Raw genomic sequence first — 17379 nt, 5'->3', positions numbered from 1 at the left:
GTGCTACTAAAAAACAATTTGCCCTTTTTTTGTTTTTGTAATGCTGTACAAAATCTGTTTACATGTTGTTAGGCTCAACCCATACCCGTCAACCCTATGGCGATGAGGAGTTATTTATTAATCATTTAATTACTCAAAGCCGCTATGCAGAAGCATATATTCTTCTGCAAAAAGAATCGCCGGATGAACCGGCTACGCAATATAACCTGGCGCTGTGCCACTATTGGGCAGGCAATTTCCGGGAAGCACTGGTTTGCCTGGATAAAGCACAGGTAACTTTGCCAGCCGTTAGTGGCAACGCGGCGACCGATCAGTTTTATACGGCTATCCGCAAACGGCAAAATCAGTTAGACAACCACCTGCAAGCAATTACAAAAAAATATATCGCCTGTTTTGGCGTTTTAACACGAGAAGCGATTGTGAGGCTCCGGACGGACTGCTGGCTGCAGTTGGCCGATTTTTCAAAAGTAATTGAGGTTGCTACGCCACTTGCAAATAAAAACTACAAGAACATTTCCGATGCTTTACAAATAGCTAAAAACAAAACCAACCTATGAACAATGAATTCAACCAGATCAGGGATGCCTATCAGCGCAATATGTTTGCCCAGGGCAACAATGTTGTAGATGTGCAGGCTTTATATAAAGCCCTGCCCGATGTTGGCATCACAAGCGAGTACGAGGAAAACCTTTATCATTTAGCCGCACGTTTTACCGATACCGAGGGTATCCGTTTTTTACAAAGCGCCGGCCTGAAACCCGGTACCGATAAATACGGCAACACGGCTTTACACACGCTTACTACTACCAAGTTTGATTTAAGCAGCCCCGACCTCGAAGCCAAAGCCCAAAAAATTCAACAAACGGCTGCACTATTGCTCGAACTGGGCATCAACCCTAAAAAGAAAAACGACTCGGGCAAACTGGCTTACTTTGAAGCTGGCTTGCTTTATATGTACCCGTTTATGGAAGCCATGGCCAATGCTGGCGTAAAAATGAACGCCACTGCAGATGAAGGTAAAAACCTGTTACATATCATTTGCGAAAAACTGGCTCATCGCAAAACTATAACCGGTGCGGTTGAGGCCGCTACCAAAACGGTGCGCTTGCTGATTGAAAAAGGCGGCATTGACCTGGAGGATAAAGACGTTTATAACACCACACCTTTAACTTATGCGCAGCGCAGCGGTGTTAAAGAAATTGCCGCCCTGCTGTCAGGCGATGAAAGTGATGTAGCTACCGGCGGCATGACCATTCATGAAGCTGTTTTACATGGTGATACCGTAGCCGTAGAAACATTGATTAAAGCCGGCACCGATTTGAATGAGGTGTCAGACCAATACGGCCGCACGGCTTTGATGCTGGCCTGCGAGTATCCGTCGGCACCAATGGTACAGCTTCTGGCCAATGGCGGTGCCGATGTAAACTTTCGCTCGGGCAATGGTGAAACTGCGGTATTATACCTGCTTACCAAGGCTGTAAGCAATTTTGGCCGCGGCATGAGCAGGGATATTAAAGATATACGCGAGATACTGCGCACACTCATTAACCAAGGACTGGATTTGAACGCCGCTGTAAACAACGAAAGCGATACCGCATTAAATATAGTATGCCAGGCCGGTTACCTGGCCGATTTGAATACATCACTTGCCGAAGAACTGGTGGAAGCTGGCTGCGATATCAACCTGCCTAATGCATCCGGCAAAACGCCGCTTATGTCATTCGCAGAACGGGGCAATGAAAACAAATACAGCATTGCTGAATTACTGCTGGATAACCAGGCCGATACAACCTATGCCGACAAGAACGGTAACACCGCGCTGATGTATGCCGCAGCAAATACCGATAAAATGTCGGGCAAAAAAATCGTATCACTGATATTGGATCAGGATACATCCACTGCAGACCGGGTGAACAACGCCGGGCAAACTGCTATGGATATTGCTGTAAAAAATGATAATGAAGCTGTAGTAAAGCAACTGCTCGAAGCTATGGCCTAAAACCGAAACCTTATGGATAATATGTTTTTAAACGCATGTAAAAATGCGCAGAAGGGCGTTATACAAGCCTTTTTAAAAAAAGGCGGTATTAATGTTGACAAACGCGACAGCTTAGGTAACACGCCCTTGTATTATGTTTGCACTAAGGGCGCTAAGGATATTGTTAAAATGCTGATAGATGCCGGGGCGGATGTGAACTTAGCTAATAACACCAGCGATACCCCGTTGCACAACGCGGCCCGTAGCGGCAGTAAAGAAATTATTCAACTACTGATTGATGCCGGCGCTGATGCGAACGCTGGTAATAACCAGGGGCAAACGCCTATATTTTATGCCGTATTGGCTCATAAAACCGAAACAGCTCTTTACCTGATTTCACTTGGTGCAGACACTGCCGTGAAAGATAATGCAGGATACAATATACTGGACCACGCCACCGCCAACGGCATGCGCGATTTGGTTACGGCATTATCAACGCATAACACGGCACAAAAAGATGACCATGGTAATACGCCGCTACATCAGGCGGTTTATAACAACCAGAGTGAAACGGTAAAGGCCCTGTTAAAATCAGGCAACCTGAATGTAAATGAACTTAACAACGATGGCGTAAGCGCACTAATATTAGCCGTTAATAATTCCAATATGCACCTGGCCGAGCTATTGATAGAAAACGGAGCCGATGTAAACCTGCATGTATTAAGCGGTAATTCGGCATTGCATTATGCCGCAGGGCAGGGTAATCACCATTTGGGCAAGCTATTACTAAAAGCCGGCGCAGAGGTAAACTCCCGCAACAGTTACAGCGAAACACCGCTTATTGTTGCCGCCCAGTGCGGATACAATGATTTTACAGCCATGCTCATCGAAAACAATGCCGATGTGAATGCCGTAGATAACGATAGCCGCAGCGCGATGGACTTTGCGAGCGAACGGGGCTATACCGAAATTCTGGAGCAGCTATTAGTTGCCGGGGCCGGCAGTTGAGATACTTAGATATCGGCAGCAAGTTAAAATAATCAATAATGGCTATCATAAGGGCTGCCTGTAAGTAACCTTTATGATAGTCACTATTCAAATAGTTGACAGGCGCATCGCACCGTTACCGCTGCAAAAAGCAACCGAAAAATTGGCAATTCCGAAAATCACATCTATCTTGACACCGTAAATCAGATATCACAGTTCATTGCAAAACTATCAGGCCATAATTATACACCCGGAGGTTCGGGGCGGCAGGTGCTCGGGCACTCTGCACATCGACCCCATTGCTGCCGTTTTTACCTCGGATGAATTTCAATACAAAATTCCGCTTTCCGGCTTAAGCATTGAGGCCGGTGGGGCAGGCAACCGCTTTGTTTTTTTTAAAGATAAAACGCAGCCTCAGGTTTCTATCTATACATCGGATAAATCGATTCTGAAAGATCCGGTATTGAAGTCGGATACGGCATTTGCCCAAGAATTGTCGGGCGCTAAACATACCCTTGGGAAAACGCTTCGGGGCAGTATTATGGCGCTATTGATAGTGGCGGGCATCATAGGCGGACTTTATTTGCTTAAAGATAAAATGGTGGAAGGCCTGGCCTCTAAAGTGCCGCCATCCTGGGAAAAAGCAGCCGGCGATAAACTATTTACTGCGCTTTCCTTACAATACCACTTTATCAAAAACGATTCATTAACGAAAGCGTTTCTTAAAGTGGGTGCTCCCCTGTTTAAACAGGTTGAGCAGCAAGGCTACCCGGTAACACTCTACTTTGTTAAAGATCCATCCATTAATGCCTTTGCTTTGCCGGGCGGTAAGGTTGTCATACAAACCGGACTAATCGAAAACGCAAAGTCGTGGGAAGAGGTAATGGGTGTGCTTGGGCATGAGTTAGCACATGTAACCCGGCGGCATCACATCCGTGGCGTTATTAATAATGTTGGTCTATATACTATTTTGGCGGCCACCGTGGGCGATGTAAGCGCTTTAGCAGGCACCTTTGCTTCGTTCGGGGGTGATTTGGCATCGCTGGCCAACAGCCGGTCTTTCGAGAACGAAGCCGATGAAACGGGGTGGGATTACCTGGCTAAAGCCAAAATAAATCCAAACGGACTGATTACTTTTTTTGAGACGATAAAAAAGCAAGAAAAAACCCGGATGGATACTCTCATTAAGGCTAATGTCGATCTGTCGTTTTTATCAACCCATCCGGATGTGGATAAACGAATAGCTCATTTAAGGGAAAAGCAGAAACAACTAAAGGTAAAATACGTGCCCCTGCCTGACACATTTACTGATTTTAAGAAGAAATTATTGGAAAAGAAATAATACAACTACCATCAATCACAATATGAATATAACCATAGAAGGAAAACCTGTTTTTGCCCACGTTATTGTGGAGCTTGAACCAGGTGAAACTATCGTTGCCGAATCAGACGCAATGTCGAGCATGTCGGCAGCGCTTGATATGAAAGCCAGGCTGAATGGCGGCTTTTTTGGCGGCTTAGCCAAAAAGTTTCTGGGTAAAGAAAGCCTGTTCATCAACTACTTCAGCAATTCAACCAACCAACGGCTTACCCTGCATCTTACGCAGCCGACACCAGGCGATATTGAAATAAAAGAACTGCACGGCGATAGTTACTGCCTGCAGCAAGGCGCTTACATTGCATCGGAACCCGGTATTAAACTTGGTTTAAGATGGGCCGGCTTCGGCTCCCTTATTGGCGGCGAAGGCTTATTTAAACTGGTAGTTTCTGGACACGGAAAAGTTATTTTCGGTGCTTATGGCGGTATTATAGAAAAAGAGATTAACGGCGAATACATTGTAGATTCAGGTCACCTTGTAGCTTATGGTCCCGAGATGAAATTAAAGCCCCAGCTTGCGGGCGGCATCTTCAGCAGCCTATTTGGCGGCGAAGGTTTTGTTACGCGCGTTGAGGGAAAAGGTAAAATTTACATGCAAACCCGCAACCTTGCCGGACTTGCATCATGGATTAACAGACATTTAGCGTAACATGGAACAGCAATTTACAACAAACAGTAATACCCTGTATATAAATCTGCGGTTGCGCCCCGGTTCATCTGCTGCCGAAATCAAATTAAGCCCCGGCCAGGAATTTACGGCCGAAGGTGGATCGATGATTGCCATGAGTCCTGATGTTAGCTTAACTACCACTACCCACAAAAAAGGGTCGGGCAGCATTCTGAAAGGTATCAAACGCATGCTGGGCGGCGAAAACTTTTTCCTGAACCATTACACGGCTGGTAAGCAAGGCGGCACCGTTTGGCTTGGCGCAGTACACGCCGGCGATATGATGGTGAAAGAGCTTAACGGCGAGGGCCTTATTGTACAAGGTGGCTCTTATGTGGCCAGCAGTCCCGGCATCGAAATTAACATGAGCTGGCAAGGCTTCAAATCGCTCGTTTCCAAAGAAGGTTTATTTTGGTTGGAGATAAAGGGCAAAGGTACCGTCATTGTCAATTCGTTCGGCGCAATTTATCCGATAACGGTTGATGGCGAGTATATTGTTGATACCGGCCATATTGTTGCCTTTGATGAAAGCCTGAACTTCTCGCTCACCAAAGCCGGCAAAAGCTGGGTAAGCTCGTTTTTAGGAGGCGAAGGTTTTGTGTGTAAGTTTAAGGGAAAGGGCACGGTTTGGATACAATCGCACAATACATCATCATTCGGATATAGTTTAGGCCCCAAATTAAAGCCAAGATAGCAATGGAACTTCTCGATAAAAAAGGGTTTGAATTCAAGATGGATTGTAAGCCCGATTATGGATTTTTAACCGTACGCATTCCCTCCGGCCAAAAGCTGAAAGTGGAGGCCGCTGCTATGGCAGCTATGGATACCAACCTGGAAATGAAAACCAAGTTGAAAGGTGGTTTAGCACGCTTTCTTAGCGGCGAATCAATCTTTATAAATGAATTTACTGCAAAAAACGGCGACGCTGATATTCAGATTGCCCCCGCCTGCCCCGGCGACTTGGAGCATGTTTACCTTGACAATGAAACCATTTACCTGCAGAACACCGCATTTTTGGCATCAGCCGAAAACATAACTGTAGAAAGTAAGTGGCAGGGATTTACCCGCGGCTTCTTTTCGGGCGAAAGTTTTTTCCTTATCAAATGTTCGGGCAAAGGCGATTTGTGGTTCAATTCCTACGGCGGAATCATCCAGATTGATGTGGAAGACGGCTACGTGATCGACACGGGCCATATTGTAGCTTTTACCGAAGGTTTGGCTTATGACATTTCGAGAGTGGGCGGCTACAAATCTTTGTTCTTCTCGGGCGAGGGTTTGGTTTGCCGTTTTAGAGGCAAAGGCAAGGTGTGGATACAAACCCGTAAAATATCACCTTTCATTTCATGGGTTAATCCGTTCCGTCCGGCGAAATCCAACAATTAATCTGGTATTTATGAACTGTGCAAGGTATTCATCATTGCACGGTTCATAAAATATTGGACGTTTATAAGTAAAGGTAATCGATGTAGCTTATGTATTAAGCATTGGGGCATTGGCTGCTGGCACAGCAATGAGGTTTCACAGATGCCTTGTGCACTACTTTCCAATTGTATAAATGGGCGCTGCCTACCAGCAACCCGCCGGCAACCATCAGCATCCACTCATACTTTTCATTTGCCAACAACTGGGCAGCAAAAATGAGCGCGAAACCTACAGCCAGCGTAATTAGCGGCCCTACCGACCTGGTTTGTTTGTAACCGCCAATAAGCGAGTAGCTAGCAATTATAAATGAAAGGGTGATGATAGCCGCTTCGCAATATACATTGGCCAAAAAGCCAAGTCCCCATAAAGGTAAGGAAGTTAAGATAAGGGGCATTAGAGTGCAATGTACAGCACAAAGCAAGGAGAGCCCTATTCCCACATGATCGAGCCGCCGGCGAACGCTTTGAATAATCATAGACAAATATAACACCATAAATGCAACTATGTTTCATTTATGGTGTTATATAATTTTATTTTCTAACGTTCCTAATCTGTGCTGATGACTTAGGTACAGATGTTAGTTAGATCATTTGGCTTATTCTCCTACTTACAATACCATTTAGCGCCAACCTAAGGCGGGGGCAACATGCTCTAAAATAGCAGAGAGCACATGCACATTATAATCAACACCCAATGTATTGGGTATGGTTAAAAGTAGTGTATCAGCTTCCTGGATAGCTTCGTCACGGGCCAGTTCCTCAATAAGCTTATCCGGCTCGGCCGCATAGCTCTTTCCGAAGATTGCGCGCTTATCACTTTCGATATAACCGAAACTATCGGCCGCTTTACCTTGCTGTCCGAAGAAATACCGGTCCTGATCTGTTACCAATGCAAAAATAGAGCGACTTACCGAAACCCGCGGTTCGCGCTGGTGACCTGCTTTTTTCCAGGCTTCTTTATACACCCTGATCTGTTCTGCCTGCTGGATATGGAACGGCTTGCCGCTTTCGTCAAATTTTAGGGTAGAGCTTTGCAGGTGCATGCCGTTTTCGGCTGCCCAAACAGCAGTAGCATTAGATGCAGCACCCCACCAGATACGTTCACGCAAACCTTCTGCATATGGCTCCAGACGTAACAAGCCCGGCGGATTCGGGAACATAGGGTACGGATTAGGCTGCGCAAAGCCAACGCCTTGCAGCTTATCCAAAAATTCCAAAGCTTTTTGGCGTCCCATATCGGCATCGGTTTCTCCTTCTGCTGGCTCGTAACCGAAGTAGCGCCAACCCTCAATCACCTGCTCCGGCGACCCTCTGCTGATGCCCAGCTGTAAACGCCCACCTGATATCAGATCGGCAGCACCGGCATCTTCCACCATATAAAGTGGGTTCTCATACCGCATATCGATCACACCTGTACCAATCTCTATCTTGCTGGTTTTAGCGCCAACGGCAGAAAGCAATGGAAACGGCGAGGCCAACTGACGGGCAAAGTGATGAACCCGGAAATAGGCACCATCCAATCCTAATTCCTCAGCAGCTACGGCCAAATCAATGGACTGCAGCAATGTATCGCCTGCTGTACGGGTTTGATAAGCAGGATGGTTGGACCAATGTCCGAACGATAAGAATCCGATTTTCTTCATTTAACTGCAAATTTAACGAATAGTAAGTCCAGTATTGTATCAGGGAAAAGTCAACCTTTATATAATTGCACTGGTGTTTTTTCTAAACTATGATGAATGGCTACAGCATATTATACCTACATGCGGAATCCATTACTCTTGCAAGTAGGTATAATATAATTAGTTGTAGTATTGAAAATTTGGTATTTGTTTTTCGCCTTTCCAATATAGTGCAACGATGAACAGATTGCTGATCCAACCTGAAAATTGTATGATCGATACATGCAAACGACGGCAGCTTAAAACTCATCAACTCTAAAATCTAAAAGTTCTACAAATTGATTCTTATAACGTATCAAAAGCTTATCTAAACTGCAAAAATTATTAACTTGGCATCAAGCGGAGAAACCTTTCGGTAGTATTACATTTTAACATAACAAGGTCTTTAGTAACTCTCATGAGAATTCCTCGGATACTTATCCTAACTTGCCTTTTTACTGTATTTTCATTGGCCACTTCAAACTGTTTGGCTCAGTTAAAAAAGGTAGCCGCCTCAATGAAATTGCGCGAAATTCAGCGACAATATAACCTCATTCCGGACAGACCCTTGCTTTCACGCGTAGCCGCAACTCCTGATGATATCATCAAAAAATTTCAGGATGCCGGGATGTCACCAACCGAACATCAACTAAATAAAGAAGAAACAGAAATAGTAGCGACAGCTTTGGCTGCCCTTCCGCCCTTACATCAGCAGGTATTAAGGCAGCATTTAAAAAGTATCAGCTTTCTGGACAATATGCCCAATACCGCTTTAACATCGCCGGTCACCAAAGATGAAGGCATTAATCTTTACCATATTACTTTCCGTGCCGGTATTCTTCACCAAACCATTTCTGAATGGGCTACAGAGAAAGAGCATACCTGCTTTTCAGGAAGTGATTCCACCATATCGGTATCTGTACAGGCTGGCATTTTGAATGCATTAACCTATATACTGCTACACGAAAGCACGCATGTGGTGGATGGATCACTCCAGCTTCTTTCGGCGGATACAATAGCCGGGAAACTGCAACCGAATGCATTTACTGCAAGCTTTTCAAAAGGCGTCTGGAAGAATATTAATACCCATGACTGCCCATTTACGGATTCTATCGTGATAAAAAGCCGTTTTCGGCCAGGCGGACGCCGTTTCCTGACAGCTGAGGCGGTAAAGGTTTACAAGGCTCTCTGCCAAACGCCGTTTGTATCACTTTATAGCACCGCCAGTTGGCATGAAGATCTGGCTGAATTGCTTACCATCTATCACCTCACACAAACCTTGAAGCAACCTTTCCGTTTCGTGGTCAGTCAGTACGGTAAAGAAATTTACAGCTATGAACCTATGGCAAATACTTTCATAAAAAAGCGCCTCGCTTTGTTAAAGCGCTTCTATTCCAAATCATAGAGCAGATGGAAAAAATTGCGATAAATTAATTCTCCCGCAATTGATTTCGCCGGAACTGTACAGGCGAAATCATGGTTCGCTGCTTAAATAATTTGTTGAAAGACTGTGGGTGCTCGAATCCCAAACGGTAAGCTATTTCTGCCGTGCTTAGCATGGTCTGGCTTAGCAGCTGCTTGGCTTTTTCAATCAGCATCAAATGTATATACTGCTGCGTTGTTTTGCCGGTGAGCGCCTTGAGCATGTCTGACAGGTAGCGCTGTGACACATTTAAATGGGCAGCAATATCTTGCGGTGACGGTAAGCCGCTGATCATCCTATCTTCATGATCAAAATATTTATTTAGCCAGGCGTTCATCCGGCCGATCAGGTCATGGTGCTGATTTTTCCTGGTCAGGAACTGGCGGTTGTAAAACCGGTTACTATAATTGAGCAGCAATTCCAGTTGCGACACCATCACATTCTCGCTAAACTGATCGATATTACCCTCCAGCTCTATGTCTATTGCTTGAAAAAGCGCTTCTATGATCTGTTTTTCCTTCTCAGACAAAAACAACGCCTCCGACACGGCATAAGAAAAGAACCCATATTGGTTAATGCCTTGAGCCAACGCGTGCCCGCGGAGCAGGTCCGGGTGAAAATACAAAGCATAACCCTGATAGTCGTTAGGGTCAGCGGTCATTTCCACCAACTGCTGCGGTGCCAGGAATGCCATGCCGCCTTCTTTGAAATCATACATACCCTGCCCATATTTCACGGTGCCGATAAAATTCTTCTTGAAGGTGATCTTATAAAAATCCAGCAGGAACCAGCTGCCCGCATCTTTCCTATCGATCTCAACCCGGTCATAATTTACCAGAGTAATCAGCGGATGCAACGGCCGCTGCCCCAGCCGGTGCATCAGATCAGTAATGCTGCTGAATTTTAATATCACAGGCGAATTCGTCATTAATGTAATCCTATAAAGATAATGGTTTAACCCTGAACGGAAGGACGGATGACAATATCGCCAACATCCACACTGTCTGGCTGACTGATAGCATAGGCAACGGCCTGCGCTACAGCTTCTGCCGGAATGGCCATCCGGTCGGCATTTTTTTGAATGGTTTCCCTAACCGCCTCGTTCCTGATATTGCTAACGAACTCGGTAGCTACATAACCAGGTGAAATAGCCGTTACCCGCCAGCGGCCATCTGATTCCTGCCGTAAGGCCTCGCCGATGGTACGCACTGCATTCTTGGTACCCGCATAAACGCCCATTGTTGGCACGATGCTGATACCGGCTGTAGATATGATGTTGATGATATGGCCCGAGCCCTGCTTCACGAAAGCAGGAAGGGCGGCAGCGATACCATACAGCGTACCCTTCAGGTTAACATCGATCATTTGCTCCCACCCTTCTACATCCAACTCCTCCATTTTGTATAGCTGACTGATACCCGCATTGTTGATCATGACATCTAGCCGGCCGAAATTTTCAACGGCCGCTGTAACCAACTGTTCCAAGTCACTGCGCCGGGTAACGTCCATCCCCATATAGGCTACCGTTCCGCCGTTTTGCTGAATAGCATCTGCAATTGTTATGAGCCGGTCAGTTCGGCGGGCACCCAGCATAACCTTCGCTCCCTGTGCTGCAAGTAACTCTGCTATTGCCTTGCCAATGCCGCTACTGGCGCCGGTTACGGCAACTACCTTACCTTGAATTCCGTTTTGCATATTTATATTCTTTAGTTAAGCAAAGTTCCAAACCGGGAATGGCTTTAGTGTAGCCGATTTAGCGTAATTCGTAGTCGCTTTGGCAAACTGCCATAAAAAAAGCTGATCAAAGAGGCCGGCGTATTGAGGATACATTTATAAACCAGTAACCAGCTTCATTTCAGTTACAACTCTCCTTGATTTGGTTACAATTGCGTGAGACCTATTACAGACTTTTGCTATCAGTAAAAAGTTAATCAAATATTTTATGGATAATCAAACAGCATCATTAACCCAACCGGTAGCCTTAGTAACCGGTGCCAACCAGGGAGTAGGCAATGAGATTGCCAAAGCGCTCGCAGCTAATGGTTACGTTGTATACCTGGGCTCGCGCAAGTTGAAAAACGGAGAAGAAGCGGCTGCCGAGATAGGTGAAAATGCAAAAGCAATTCAGCTGGACGTTACGCAGCAACAAAGCATTAACGCAGCAATAGAACGTATCGGGAATGAATATGGCCGCCTGGACCTGCTGGTCAACAACGCCGGAATAGCACATGGCGGCACATCTCCTAAAAACCCGGAGGAACTTATGAGTACCGGACGTGCCGTGAATGTGTCTTTAGATGAAGTACGCACCGTATGGGAAACGAATGTGTTCGGTGTGATAGCGGTAACCCAGGCTGCTTTGCCTTTACTGCGCAAGTCATCGGCTGCACGCGTTGTTAATGTATCAAGCGGACTGGGCTCACTGACCTGGATATCCGACCCGGCTTGTTGGGCGCGCGAAAACTTTGGCATTGTGTACGCAGCATCCAAAACGGCTCTTAACGCCGTTACACTGGCATTTGCTTTAGAATTAGAAAAGGAAAACATTAAGGTGAATGCCACCAGCCCCGGCTATACCGCTACTGCACTGAACAATTTTAAGGGAACAGACAGTCTGGAAGTTGGCTCGCGTGAACCTGTACGGGTAGCCTTGGAGACCGACGGTCCGACCGACGGCTTTACCGGCCCGGATGGCCCGATGCCCTGGTAGGCGCAGCCTGTCCTTACAGATAAATCTTTTACATGTAATTTATAACCGGCGACCGATGGGTCACCGGTTTTCCTTATTATCTTTAAATATGAAAAGCGAAACGCCAAAAGTTGTTAAACTGGAATCCATAACCGAGATACATCGTATGCTCGATTTGCCGGGGCCTGCTCATCCACTGATTACGTTACTGGATACCAGGGAAGAACAGGTTAACCTAAGCCGGCTGCCGGTTAGCTACGTAACAACGCTTTACAAAATCTCTTTTATTAATAAATTAGGTGGCAAATTCAGATATGGCCAGGGTTATTATGACTTTGATGAAGGAAGTATGGTTTTTACAGCCCCCAATCAAATTGTAGGGAGTACAGCCATATACAAGGGGAATGAGGGCTATTCATTGATCTTTCACCAGGATTTCCTCCAGGGTTATCCGCTTGCAGCAAAGATCAAACAATATGGGTTCTTCTCCTATGCCTCGAATGAAGCCTTACACCTTTCTGAACAGGAAAGGACGACGGTATCAGCTATATTTACCATCATCGGGGAAGAATTGAATAGCCGGATAGATGATTTTAGCCATGAAGTGGTCATTGCACAGATCGAATTGCTGCTCAGTTACGCCAAGCGCTTTTACAAGCGTCAGTTCCTCACCAGGCAGGCCGCCAGCAGTGACCTGCTTCAGCAACTGGAAGAGCTGCTCAATACTTACTTTAAAGAAGCAAAATCCGTCAATAGTGGCGTACCTACCGTACAATACCTGGCAGAACAATTAAACTACACGCCCAACTATCTAAGTGATATGCTGCGTTCGCTCACCGGACTCAACGCACAGCAGCATATCCATGAAAAGCTAATTGATAAGTCAAAGGAACTCCTCTCTACCACAACCCTAACCATTAGTGAGGTTGCTTACCAGTTGGGCTTTGAGCATTCACAATCCTTTAGCAGGCTATTCAAAATGAAGACAAAGCTTTCGCCCGTGCAGTTCAGATCGGCTTTCAATTAGTTTCTCAAACAGTTTTATGGTCAAGCTTTCTGGCCTATTTTACAACGGGGAAGTTGCCACCGTCAATAAAATAATTTGCCCCGGTGATATAGGAAGCTTTCGGCGACACAAGGAAGTGAACCAGTTCTGCCGTCTCCTGCGGCTCGGCCATTCTGCCCAGCGGAACGCCGCCTACACGGTTGAATAGATTTTGCGTCATCTCTTCTACCGAAATTCCGGCATTCTTTGCCAAGTCATTCAGGAAGTTTGACATAGCTTCGGTTTTATTCAATCCGGGCGATACAGTTACAACCCTCACACCCTGTGGTGCCACCTCATCAGAAAGCGCTTTACTGTAAGCATTCAGGGCAGCCTTGGCCGAAGTGTACGCCAGGGTAGACTCCCATATCGGGAATTGTCCGGTGGTAGAAGAGATATGAATGATCACACCGTTTTTACGAGCCAGCATTTGGGGAAGCAACGCTTTGTCCAGTCTGACAGAGGAGAACAGATTTACTTGAAACGCCTGGTCCCAATGTTCATCATTCAATGCACCAAAGCCACCTCCCGGAAAAGTATTGGCGCCCATGTTGTTGATCAGGATATCTACACCGCCAAATTGAGCGTTAATTTCTTCCGTTACTTGGGTTACATCTGCCGGCCGGGACAGGTCTGCCGCAATGAAGTGATAAGGGAATTCTGCTTCGTCTGGCTGGTTACGTGCCGTGACGATCACGGTAGCACCCGCCGCTGCTAATCTGGCTGCAATGGCTTTGCCTATCCCTTTTGTACCACCAGTTACCAGCGCGATTTTACCTGCCAAATCCTGCTCCGTTTGTTGTTGATTGTTCATATTCTTTAAATTTAATTTACTTTTGTTTCGCAAAGAAACTAAAGCAATTACAAGCATTCTTTGATCTGCCCGATATTGGTGGTTACGTTGTTGTAACTAAAGGCAATAAGTAGTAACATAAAGGTAACTAATGAGAAAAGCACTTCAGAACCCGGACAACTGTGCCGTAGTACGCACTATGGGATATATTGGCGGTAAGTGGAAACCTATTGTTTTGATAAGGATACTTACCGGTGTCAAAGTCCGGTTTGGGAAACTTGCCGTGCAAATGCCTGATATCTCCAGAAAGATATTGGCCCAGCAGCTCAAAGAGCTGGAAGAAGACGGCCTGATTGTAAGGCACAGCTATATGGAAAAACCTCCCCGGGTGGAATATGAACTAAGTGAGCTTGGTAAAACGCTGATCCCGGTTTTAAAGGCAATGCACGACTGGGGCGCACAGATGGAAGATCCGGCAACGCGATGTACCTGGGATCCGGTAATTACTTGATGCCCTTACCATGCGGTCAATAAACAGTCATGACTCATTGTTGAATCAATAACTGAGTAAACACCAGATTTTCCAAAGTTGGATATCGTCAGGATTAAGCACTCAGCCTCGGTTTATAAAATAGTTGGAATATGTATAAGTACTATTGCGCAAAGCTGTTATCCTGCATCATGGTTAAAACAACTTCATAAGCTGTTTTCTTTTCCCAGCGCGCAATCATCCAGGCAATAAAGCTTAAAGTGAAGATGTCGTTATTTTCTGCCCGGCCTAGCAAGCTTAAAACCGTCTTTCTATACGCCGCTTCAGATGCTACATCGGGCTTTGCCAGGTATTTTTCAACCAGCCTCAGAAACAACAGCACCCGTTCTTCCGAGGTTTTTAGCAGATATTTCTTATAGCGCCGCCGAAAACTGTTGAGCCTCGACATGGCCAGCTCAATATTGGAGAACTGTGCCTGAACCAAAATCTCCATTAAATTCTTTCGGATGGTCCACAACATGCCCATTTTTTTCTCGTACCAGGCATCCGTGCGTGTTAGTTGCGTCATCTGCTTCAAACTTCTCCGGTCATCGCTCAAGGCTAAAAACATGGCGAGGCATATTCTCAAATCCTCTACATCTTCTGGTTTAGATGCAGGCTTTATCCCAGAGAGCGATGCCTGCAACAGCTTGATCGCATCATCGGCCAAACCTGTAAAAAACAGGCCAAGGCCAGCGAGTAACTGATGACGCAAATAAAACAGTGAATAATAACGGCTGTCCGTCATCATCAGATCCATCATTTCCTTCAGTAGGGATGCACTCTTTGCGAATTCCTTTTGCCTTAGATGAAAGTTCGCCATAAAATACAAGATAGATATATGGTAAAACAGATAGGCCGGTTTATTATTCGCCTGACCTTCTATAAATCTATTCGTTTGTGTGATATAGCGTTCTATTAACGCATAGTTCTGCTGTATGGCTGCGTATTCGTTCGCGATGAAAAGAATTTGATAAACCGACTTATAAGTCATCAGGTCCTGCATGGAAATTTTGTATTTCCGGACGGTCGTTAGCATTAAAGCTGTCAGATTAACGATTTTGCCTTTCAGGTGTATTTCTTGCAGTTGCTGCCTTAAAAAGGCATAGGCCATATTGAGCTTAGCCTCGCGTTGCATATCTAACTGGTTTTGCATAAAGCGCACAGTCAGAGTTTCCAGGTCTTCCGCTCCTGGTAAGTGGGCATACTGTAGCTTTAGTAGCAAAAGCTCATTCAGTAAATTAAACTGCTCCAGATACTTAGCCAGCCGCTCCGCTTTATCCAGACATTTGAATGCCACCCTCGCCACATCATTTTCTAACAAAAAACGGCCTACCACGAGCAGGCGCAGCGCGTCATAAGTATCAGAGTGATTGCTTTCGAACGTTTTCTGCGATAAAAACAACAGCAAATTATCCTGTAGTCTTTTACGCAGGGCATGGTAGGCATCCTTGTTTTTCTCTGGCTTATAAAGCTTTTTTAACCCAGCTATATCGTCAGTTTCTATCAAATCAAGTAACTGCAGGTTTTTTACATCGCTCCTTTTATTTTTACGCTGTAAAAATTGCCTGAATAGCTTTTTATCGGCACTATTGAGCAGGGTAATTAATTCTGAAAGAGAATCCATAAGGGTATGTGAGTAGTTATAAAGGTACGATAATTGAAATTATATCGTCAGTATTTTGCACAACCTGTATTTTTTAAGTGTGCTTTACATCCCACCTTTGCTTCCATATTAATCATTAAAACAAAAACAACATGGAACCGCTACAACACAGAACAGAAGAAAATTCACCCGTATTAAAATATGGTGAAAATGTTAGAAACCCGTTTAAACCTACAGCCGCATTTATGGGGGCCTCCTGGTTTGCCCTCTTGGCAGGAACCGTTGGCTATTGCATAGGCTTATGGAATGCAAGTATGCAATTGAACGAAAAAGGCTATTATTTCACTATCTTATTGTTCGGCTTATTCGCCGTAATTTCTGTACAAAAAATTGTAAGAGACAGGGCCGAAGGCGTTACCGTTACGGATCTGTACTATGGTCTGAGCTGGTTTGCCACTATTGCAGCCATAGTATTACTAACCATTGGCCTATGGAACGCAGATCTTGCCCGGAGCGAAAAAGGCTTTTATGCCATGGCATTCTGCCTGAGCATGTTTTCGGCCATTGCCGTACAAAAGAATACCCGCGACGCAAAACTGATTGGGGATAAAGAACTGTAACGTAGCGGTTGCAAGCCCGCAGTGCCTTGCCTGTCAAGCCTGCGGGTTTTTTACGTTCCTGATTATGAATTCATTCTTTGGCGGGATTTAGTATGCTTAGCCGAATTTTGGATTCCACAAGCCATTCATGCTTTCCTTAGGTAACAACGGAGTAATTGCTAATTATGGCTTCGTTGACATTTACGAATCATCGTCCATCTACGGCGTTTCATTAACCTTCTTTTTTGATAAAGGACTCACTGCAATGAAATATTCTAACAGAAAACATTTTGCCTTAAAACGCAATTGACATTGTCAGTCTCACATCATTCCCTCCATGCCTAAACAGCAGCCAAACTGCTATTGGCATTGTTTATTCTCCGCAGTACTTCAGTTCGAGTTCTTTCAAACGCCCTTTTTTAATGGCACTCTTGGCAAGATAGTTAAAAAGAGGTGCTGCGATTTTTTGCAATCCTACCATCTTAGAGTTGTTTAAGTAAACAAATAAAGCAAGGTCAGCAAGCTTTTTGGGTGTTCCGGCCGCGCTGGCCAAGCCGTCTTTCGCCAGCCCCTTGGATATCAGCAGCGCATTTTCGAAGTTTT

At 45.3% G+C, this 17379-nt stretch carries 19 protein-coding genes; 12 read left to right on the top strand and 7 right to left on the bottom strand.

Annotated features, from left to right (window positions below; genetic code table 11):
* The first annotated feature begins 62 nt into the window (after positions 1 to 62).
* The 7 genes from KHS38_RS21810 (at position 63) to KHS38_RS21780 (ending at position 6393) form a co-directional block, all read left to right on the top strand.
* Positions 63 to 557, top strand: coding sequence for a tetratricopeptide repeat protein (locus KHS38_RS21810; RefSeq protein ID WP_213490985.1), 495 nt, complete (start codon positions 63 to 65; stop codon positions 555 to 557).
* Positions 554 to 1999, top strand: coding sequence for an ankyrin repeat domain-containing protein (locus tag KHS38_RS21805; protein WP_213490983.1), 1446 nt, complete (start codon positions 554 to 556; stop codon positions 1997 to 1999). The genes KHS38_RS21810 and KHS38_RS21805 overlap by 4 nt, the downstream gene beginning before the upstream one ends.
* 12 nt (positions 2000 to 2011) lie before the next feature.
* A complete protein-coding gene (locus KHS38_RS21800) occupies positions 2012 to 2986 on the top strand; it encodes an ankyrin repeat domain-containing protein (RefSeq protein ID WP_213490981.1) in 975 nt (324 codons plus the stop codon).
* A gap of 199 nt (positions 2987 to 3185) precedes the next feature.
* Positions 3186 to 4307 carry a M48 family metallopeptidase gene (locus KHS38_RS21795; RefSeq protein ID WP_213490979.1) on the top strand — a complete coding sequence of 374 codons (1122 nt, stop codon included), beginning with the start codon at positions 3186 to 3188 and terminating at the stop codon, positions 4305 to 4307.
* A 22-nt stretch (positions 4308 to 4329) separates the two neighbouring features.
* Positions 4330 to 4992 (top strand): TIGR00266 family protein, encoded by a 663-nt coding sequence (locus KHS38_RS21790; protein WP_213490977.1) that lies wholly within the window; start codon positions 4330 to 4332, stop codon positions 4990 to 4992.
* A gap of 1 nt (position 4993) precedes the next feature.
* Entirely contained in the window at positions 4994 to 5704 is a 711-nt protein-coding gene (locus tag KHS38_RS21785; protein ID WP_213490975.1) for a TIGR00266 family protein, read from the top strand.
* Positions 5705 to 5706: 2 nt separating this feature from the next.
* Positions 5707 to 6393 (top strand): TIGR00266 family protein, encoded by a 687-nt coding sequence (locus tag KHS38_RS21780; protein ID WP_213490972.1) that lies wholly within the window; start codon positions 5707 to 5709, stop codon positions 6391 to 6393.
* 94 nt (positions 6394 to 6487) lie between these two features.
* Here the strand turns inward: KHS38_RS21780 and KHS38_RS21775 are convergent, their stop codons facing one another.
* Both KHS38_RS21775 and KHS38_RS21770 read right to left on the bottom strand, forming a co-directional pair.
* Complete coding sequence (locus tag KHS38_RS21775; RefSeq protein WP_213490970.1) at positions 6488 to 6907, bottom strand: MerC domain-containing protein; 420 nt, start codon at positions 6905 to 6907, stop codon at positions 6488 to 6490.
* A gap of 144 nt (positions 6908 to 7051) precedes the next feature.
* Positions 7052 to 8074 (bottom strand): LLM class flavin-dependent oxidoreductase, encoded by a 1023-nt coding sequence (locus KHS38_RS21770; protein WP_213490969.1) that lies wholly within the window; start codon positions 8072 to 8074, stop codon positions 7052 to 7054.
* A gap of 535 nt (positions 8075 to 8609) precedes the next feature.
* Here KHS38_RS21770 and KHS38_RS21765 point away from each other — a divergent pair.
* A complete protein-coding gene (locus tag KHS38_RS21765) occupies positions 8610 to 9497 on the top strand; it encodes an RNA polymerase sigma factor (protein WP_213490967.1) in 888 nt (295 codons plus the stop codon).
* A gap of 25 nt (positions 9498 to 9522) precedes the next feature.
* Here KHS38_RS21765 and KHS38_RS21760 read toward each other — a convergent pair whose 3' ends face one another.
* Together KHS38_RS21760 and KHS38_RS21755 are read right to left on the bottom strand one after the other, a co-directional pair.
* On the bottom strand, positions 9523 to 10443 hold the full coding sequence (locus tag KHS38_RS21760) for a helix-turn-helix domain-containing protein (RefSeq protein WP_213490965.1): 921 nt from the start codon (positions 10441 to 10443) through the stop codon (positions 9523 to 9525).
* A gap of 26 nt (positions 10444 to 10469) precedes the next feature.
* Entirely contained in the window at positions 10470 to 11210 is a 741-nt protein-coding gene (locus KHS38_RS21755) for an SDR family oxidoreductase (protein WP_213490963.1), read from the bottom strand.
* A gap of 247 nt (positions 11211 to 11457) precedes the next feature.
* On the opposite strand from KHS38_RS21755, the gene KHS38_RS21750 reads away from it, so the two are divergent.
* Both KHS38_RS21750 and KHS38_RS21745 read left to right on the top strand, forming a co-directional pair.
* Complete coding sequence (locus tag KHS38_RS21750) at positions 11458 to 12225, top strand: SDR family NAD(P)-dependent oxidoreductase (protein ID WP_213490961.1); 768 nt, start codon at positions 11458 to 11460, stop codon at positions 12223 to 12225.
* 88 nt (positions 12226 to 12313) lie between these two features.
* Positions 12314 to 13231, top strand: coding sequence for a helix-turn-helix domain-containing protein (locus tag KHS38_RS21745; RefSeq protein ID WP_213490959.1), 918 nt, complete (start codon positions 12314 to 12316; stop codon positions 13229 to 13231).
* 34 nt (positions 13232 to 13265) lie between these two features.
* On the opposite strand, the gene KHS38_RS21740 is transcribed toward KHS38_RS21745, so the two are convergent.
* The gene (locus KHS38_RS21740; protein ID WP_213490957.1) at positions 13266 to 14063 is read right to left on the bottom strand and encodes an SDR family oxidoreductase; all 798 of its coding nucleotides are present in this window, start codon (positions 14061 to 14063) and stop codon (positions 13266 to 13268) included.
* Positions 14064 to 14193: 130 nt separating this feature from the next.
* Here KHS38_RS21740 and KHS38_RS21735 point away from each other — a divergent pair, with 130 nt between their 5' ends.
* A complete protein-coding gene (locus KHS38_RS21735) occupies positions 14194 to 14553 on the top strand; it encodes a winged helix-turn-helix transcriptional regulator (RefSeq protein ID WP_213490955.1) in 360 nt (119 codons plus the stop codon).
* Between the two features lie 142 nt (positions 14554 to 14695).
* On the opposite strand, the gene KHS38_RS21730 is transcribed toward KHS38_RS21735, so the two are convergent.
* On the bottom strand, positions 14696 to 16198 hold the full coding sequence (locus tag KHS38_RS21730) for a hypothetical protein (protein ID WP_213490953.1): 1503 nt from the start codon (positions 16196 to 16198) through the stop codon (positions 14696 to 14698).
* A gap of 131 nt (positions 16199 to 16329) precedes the next feature.
* Here KHS38_RS21730 and yiaA point away from each other — a divergent pair, with 131 nt between their 5' ends.
* Entirely contained in the window at positions 16330 to 16797 is a 468-nt protein-coding gene (gene yiaA / locus KHS38_RS21725) for an inner membrane protein YiaA (protein ID WP_213490951.1), read from the top strand.
* 352 nt (positions 16798 to 17149) lie between these two features.
* On the opposite strand, the gene KHS38_RS21720 is transcribed toward yiaA, so the two are convergent.
* Positions 17150 to 17379 (bottom strand): hypothetical protein (locus tag KHS38_RS21720; protein WP_213490331.1); only part of this gene is annotated, 230 nt, incomplete at its 5' end.

Origin of the sequence: Mucilaginibacter sp. Bleaf8 (assembly GCF_018390515.1) — a bacterium.
Taxonomy (GTDB): Bacteria; Bacteroidota; Bacteroidia; order Sphingobacteriales; family Sphingobacteriaceae; genus Mucilaginibacter.
The sequence above is the reverse complement of the archived record's forward strand: the minus strand, read 5'-3'. Positions and strand labels throughout refer to the sequence as shown.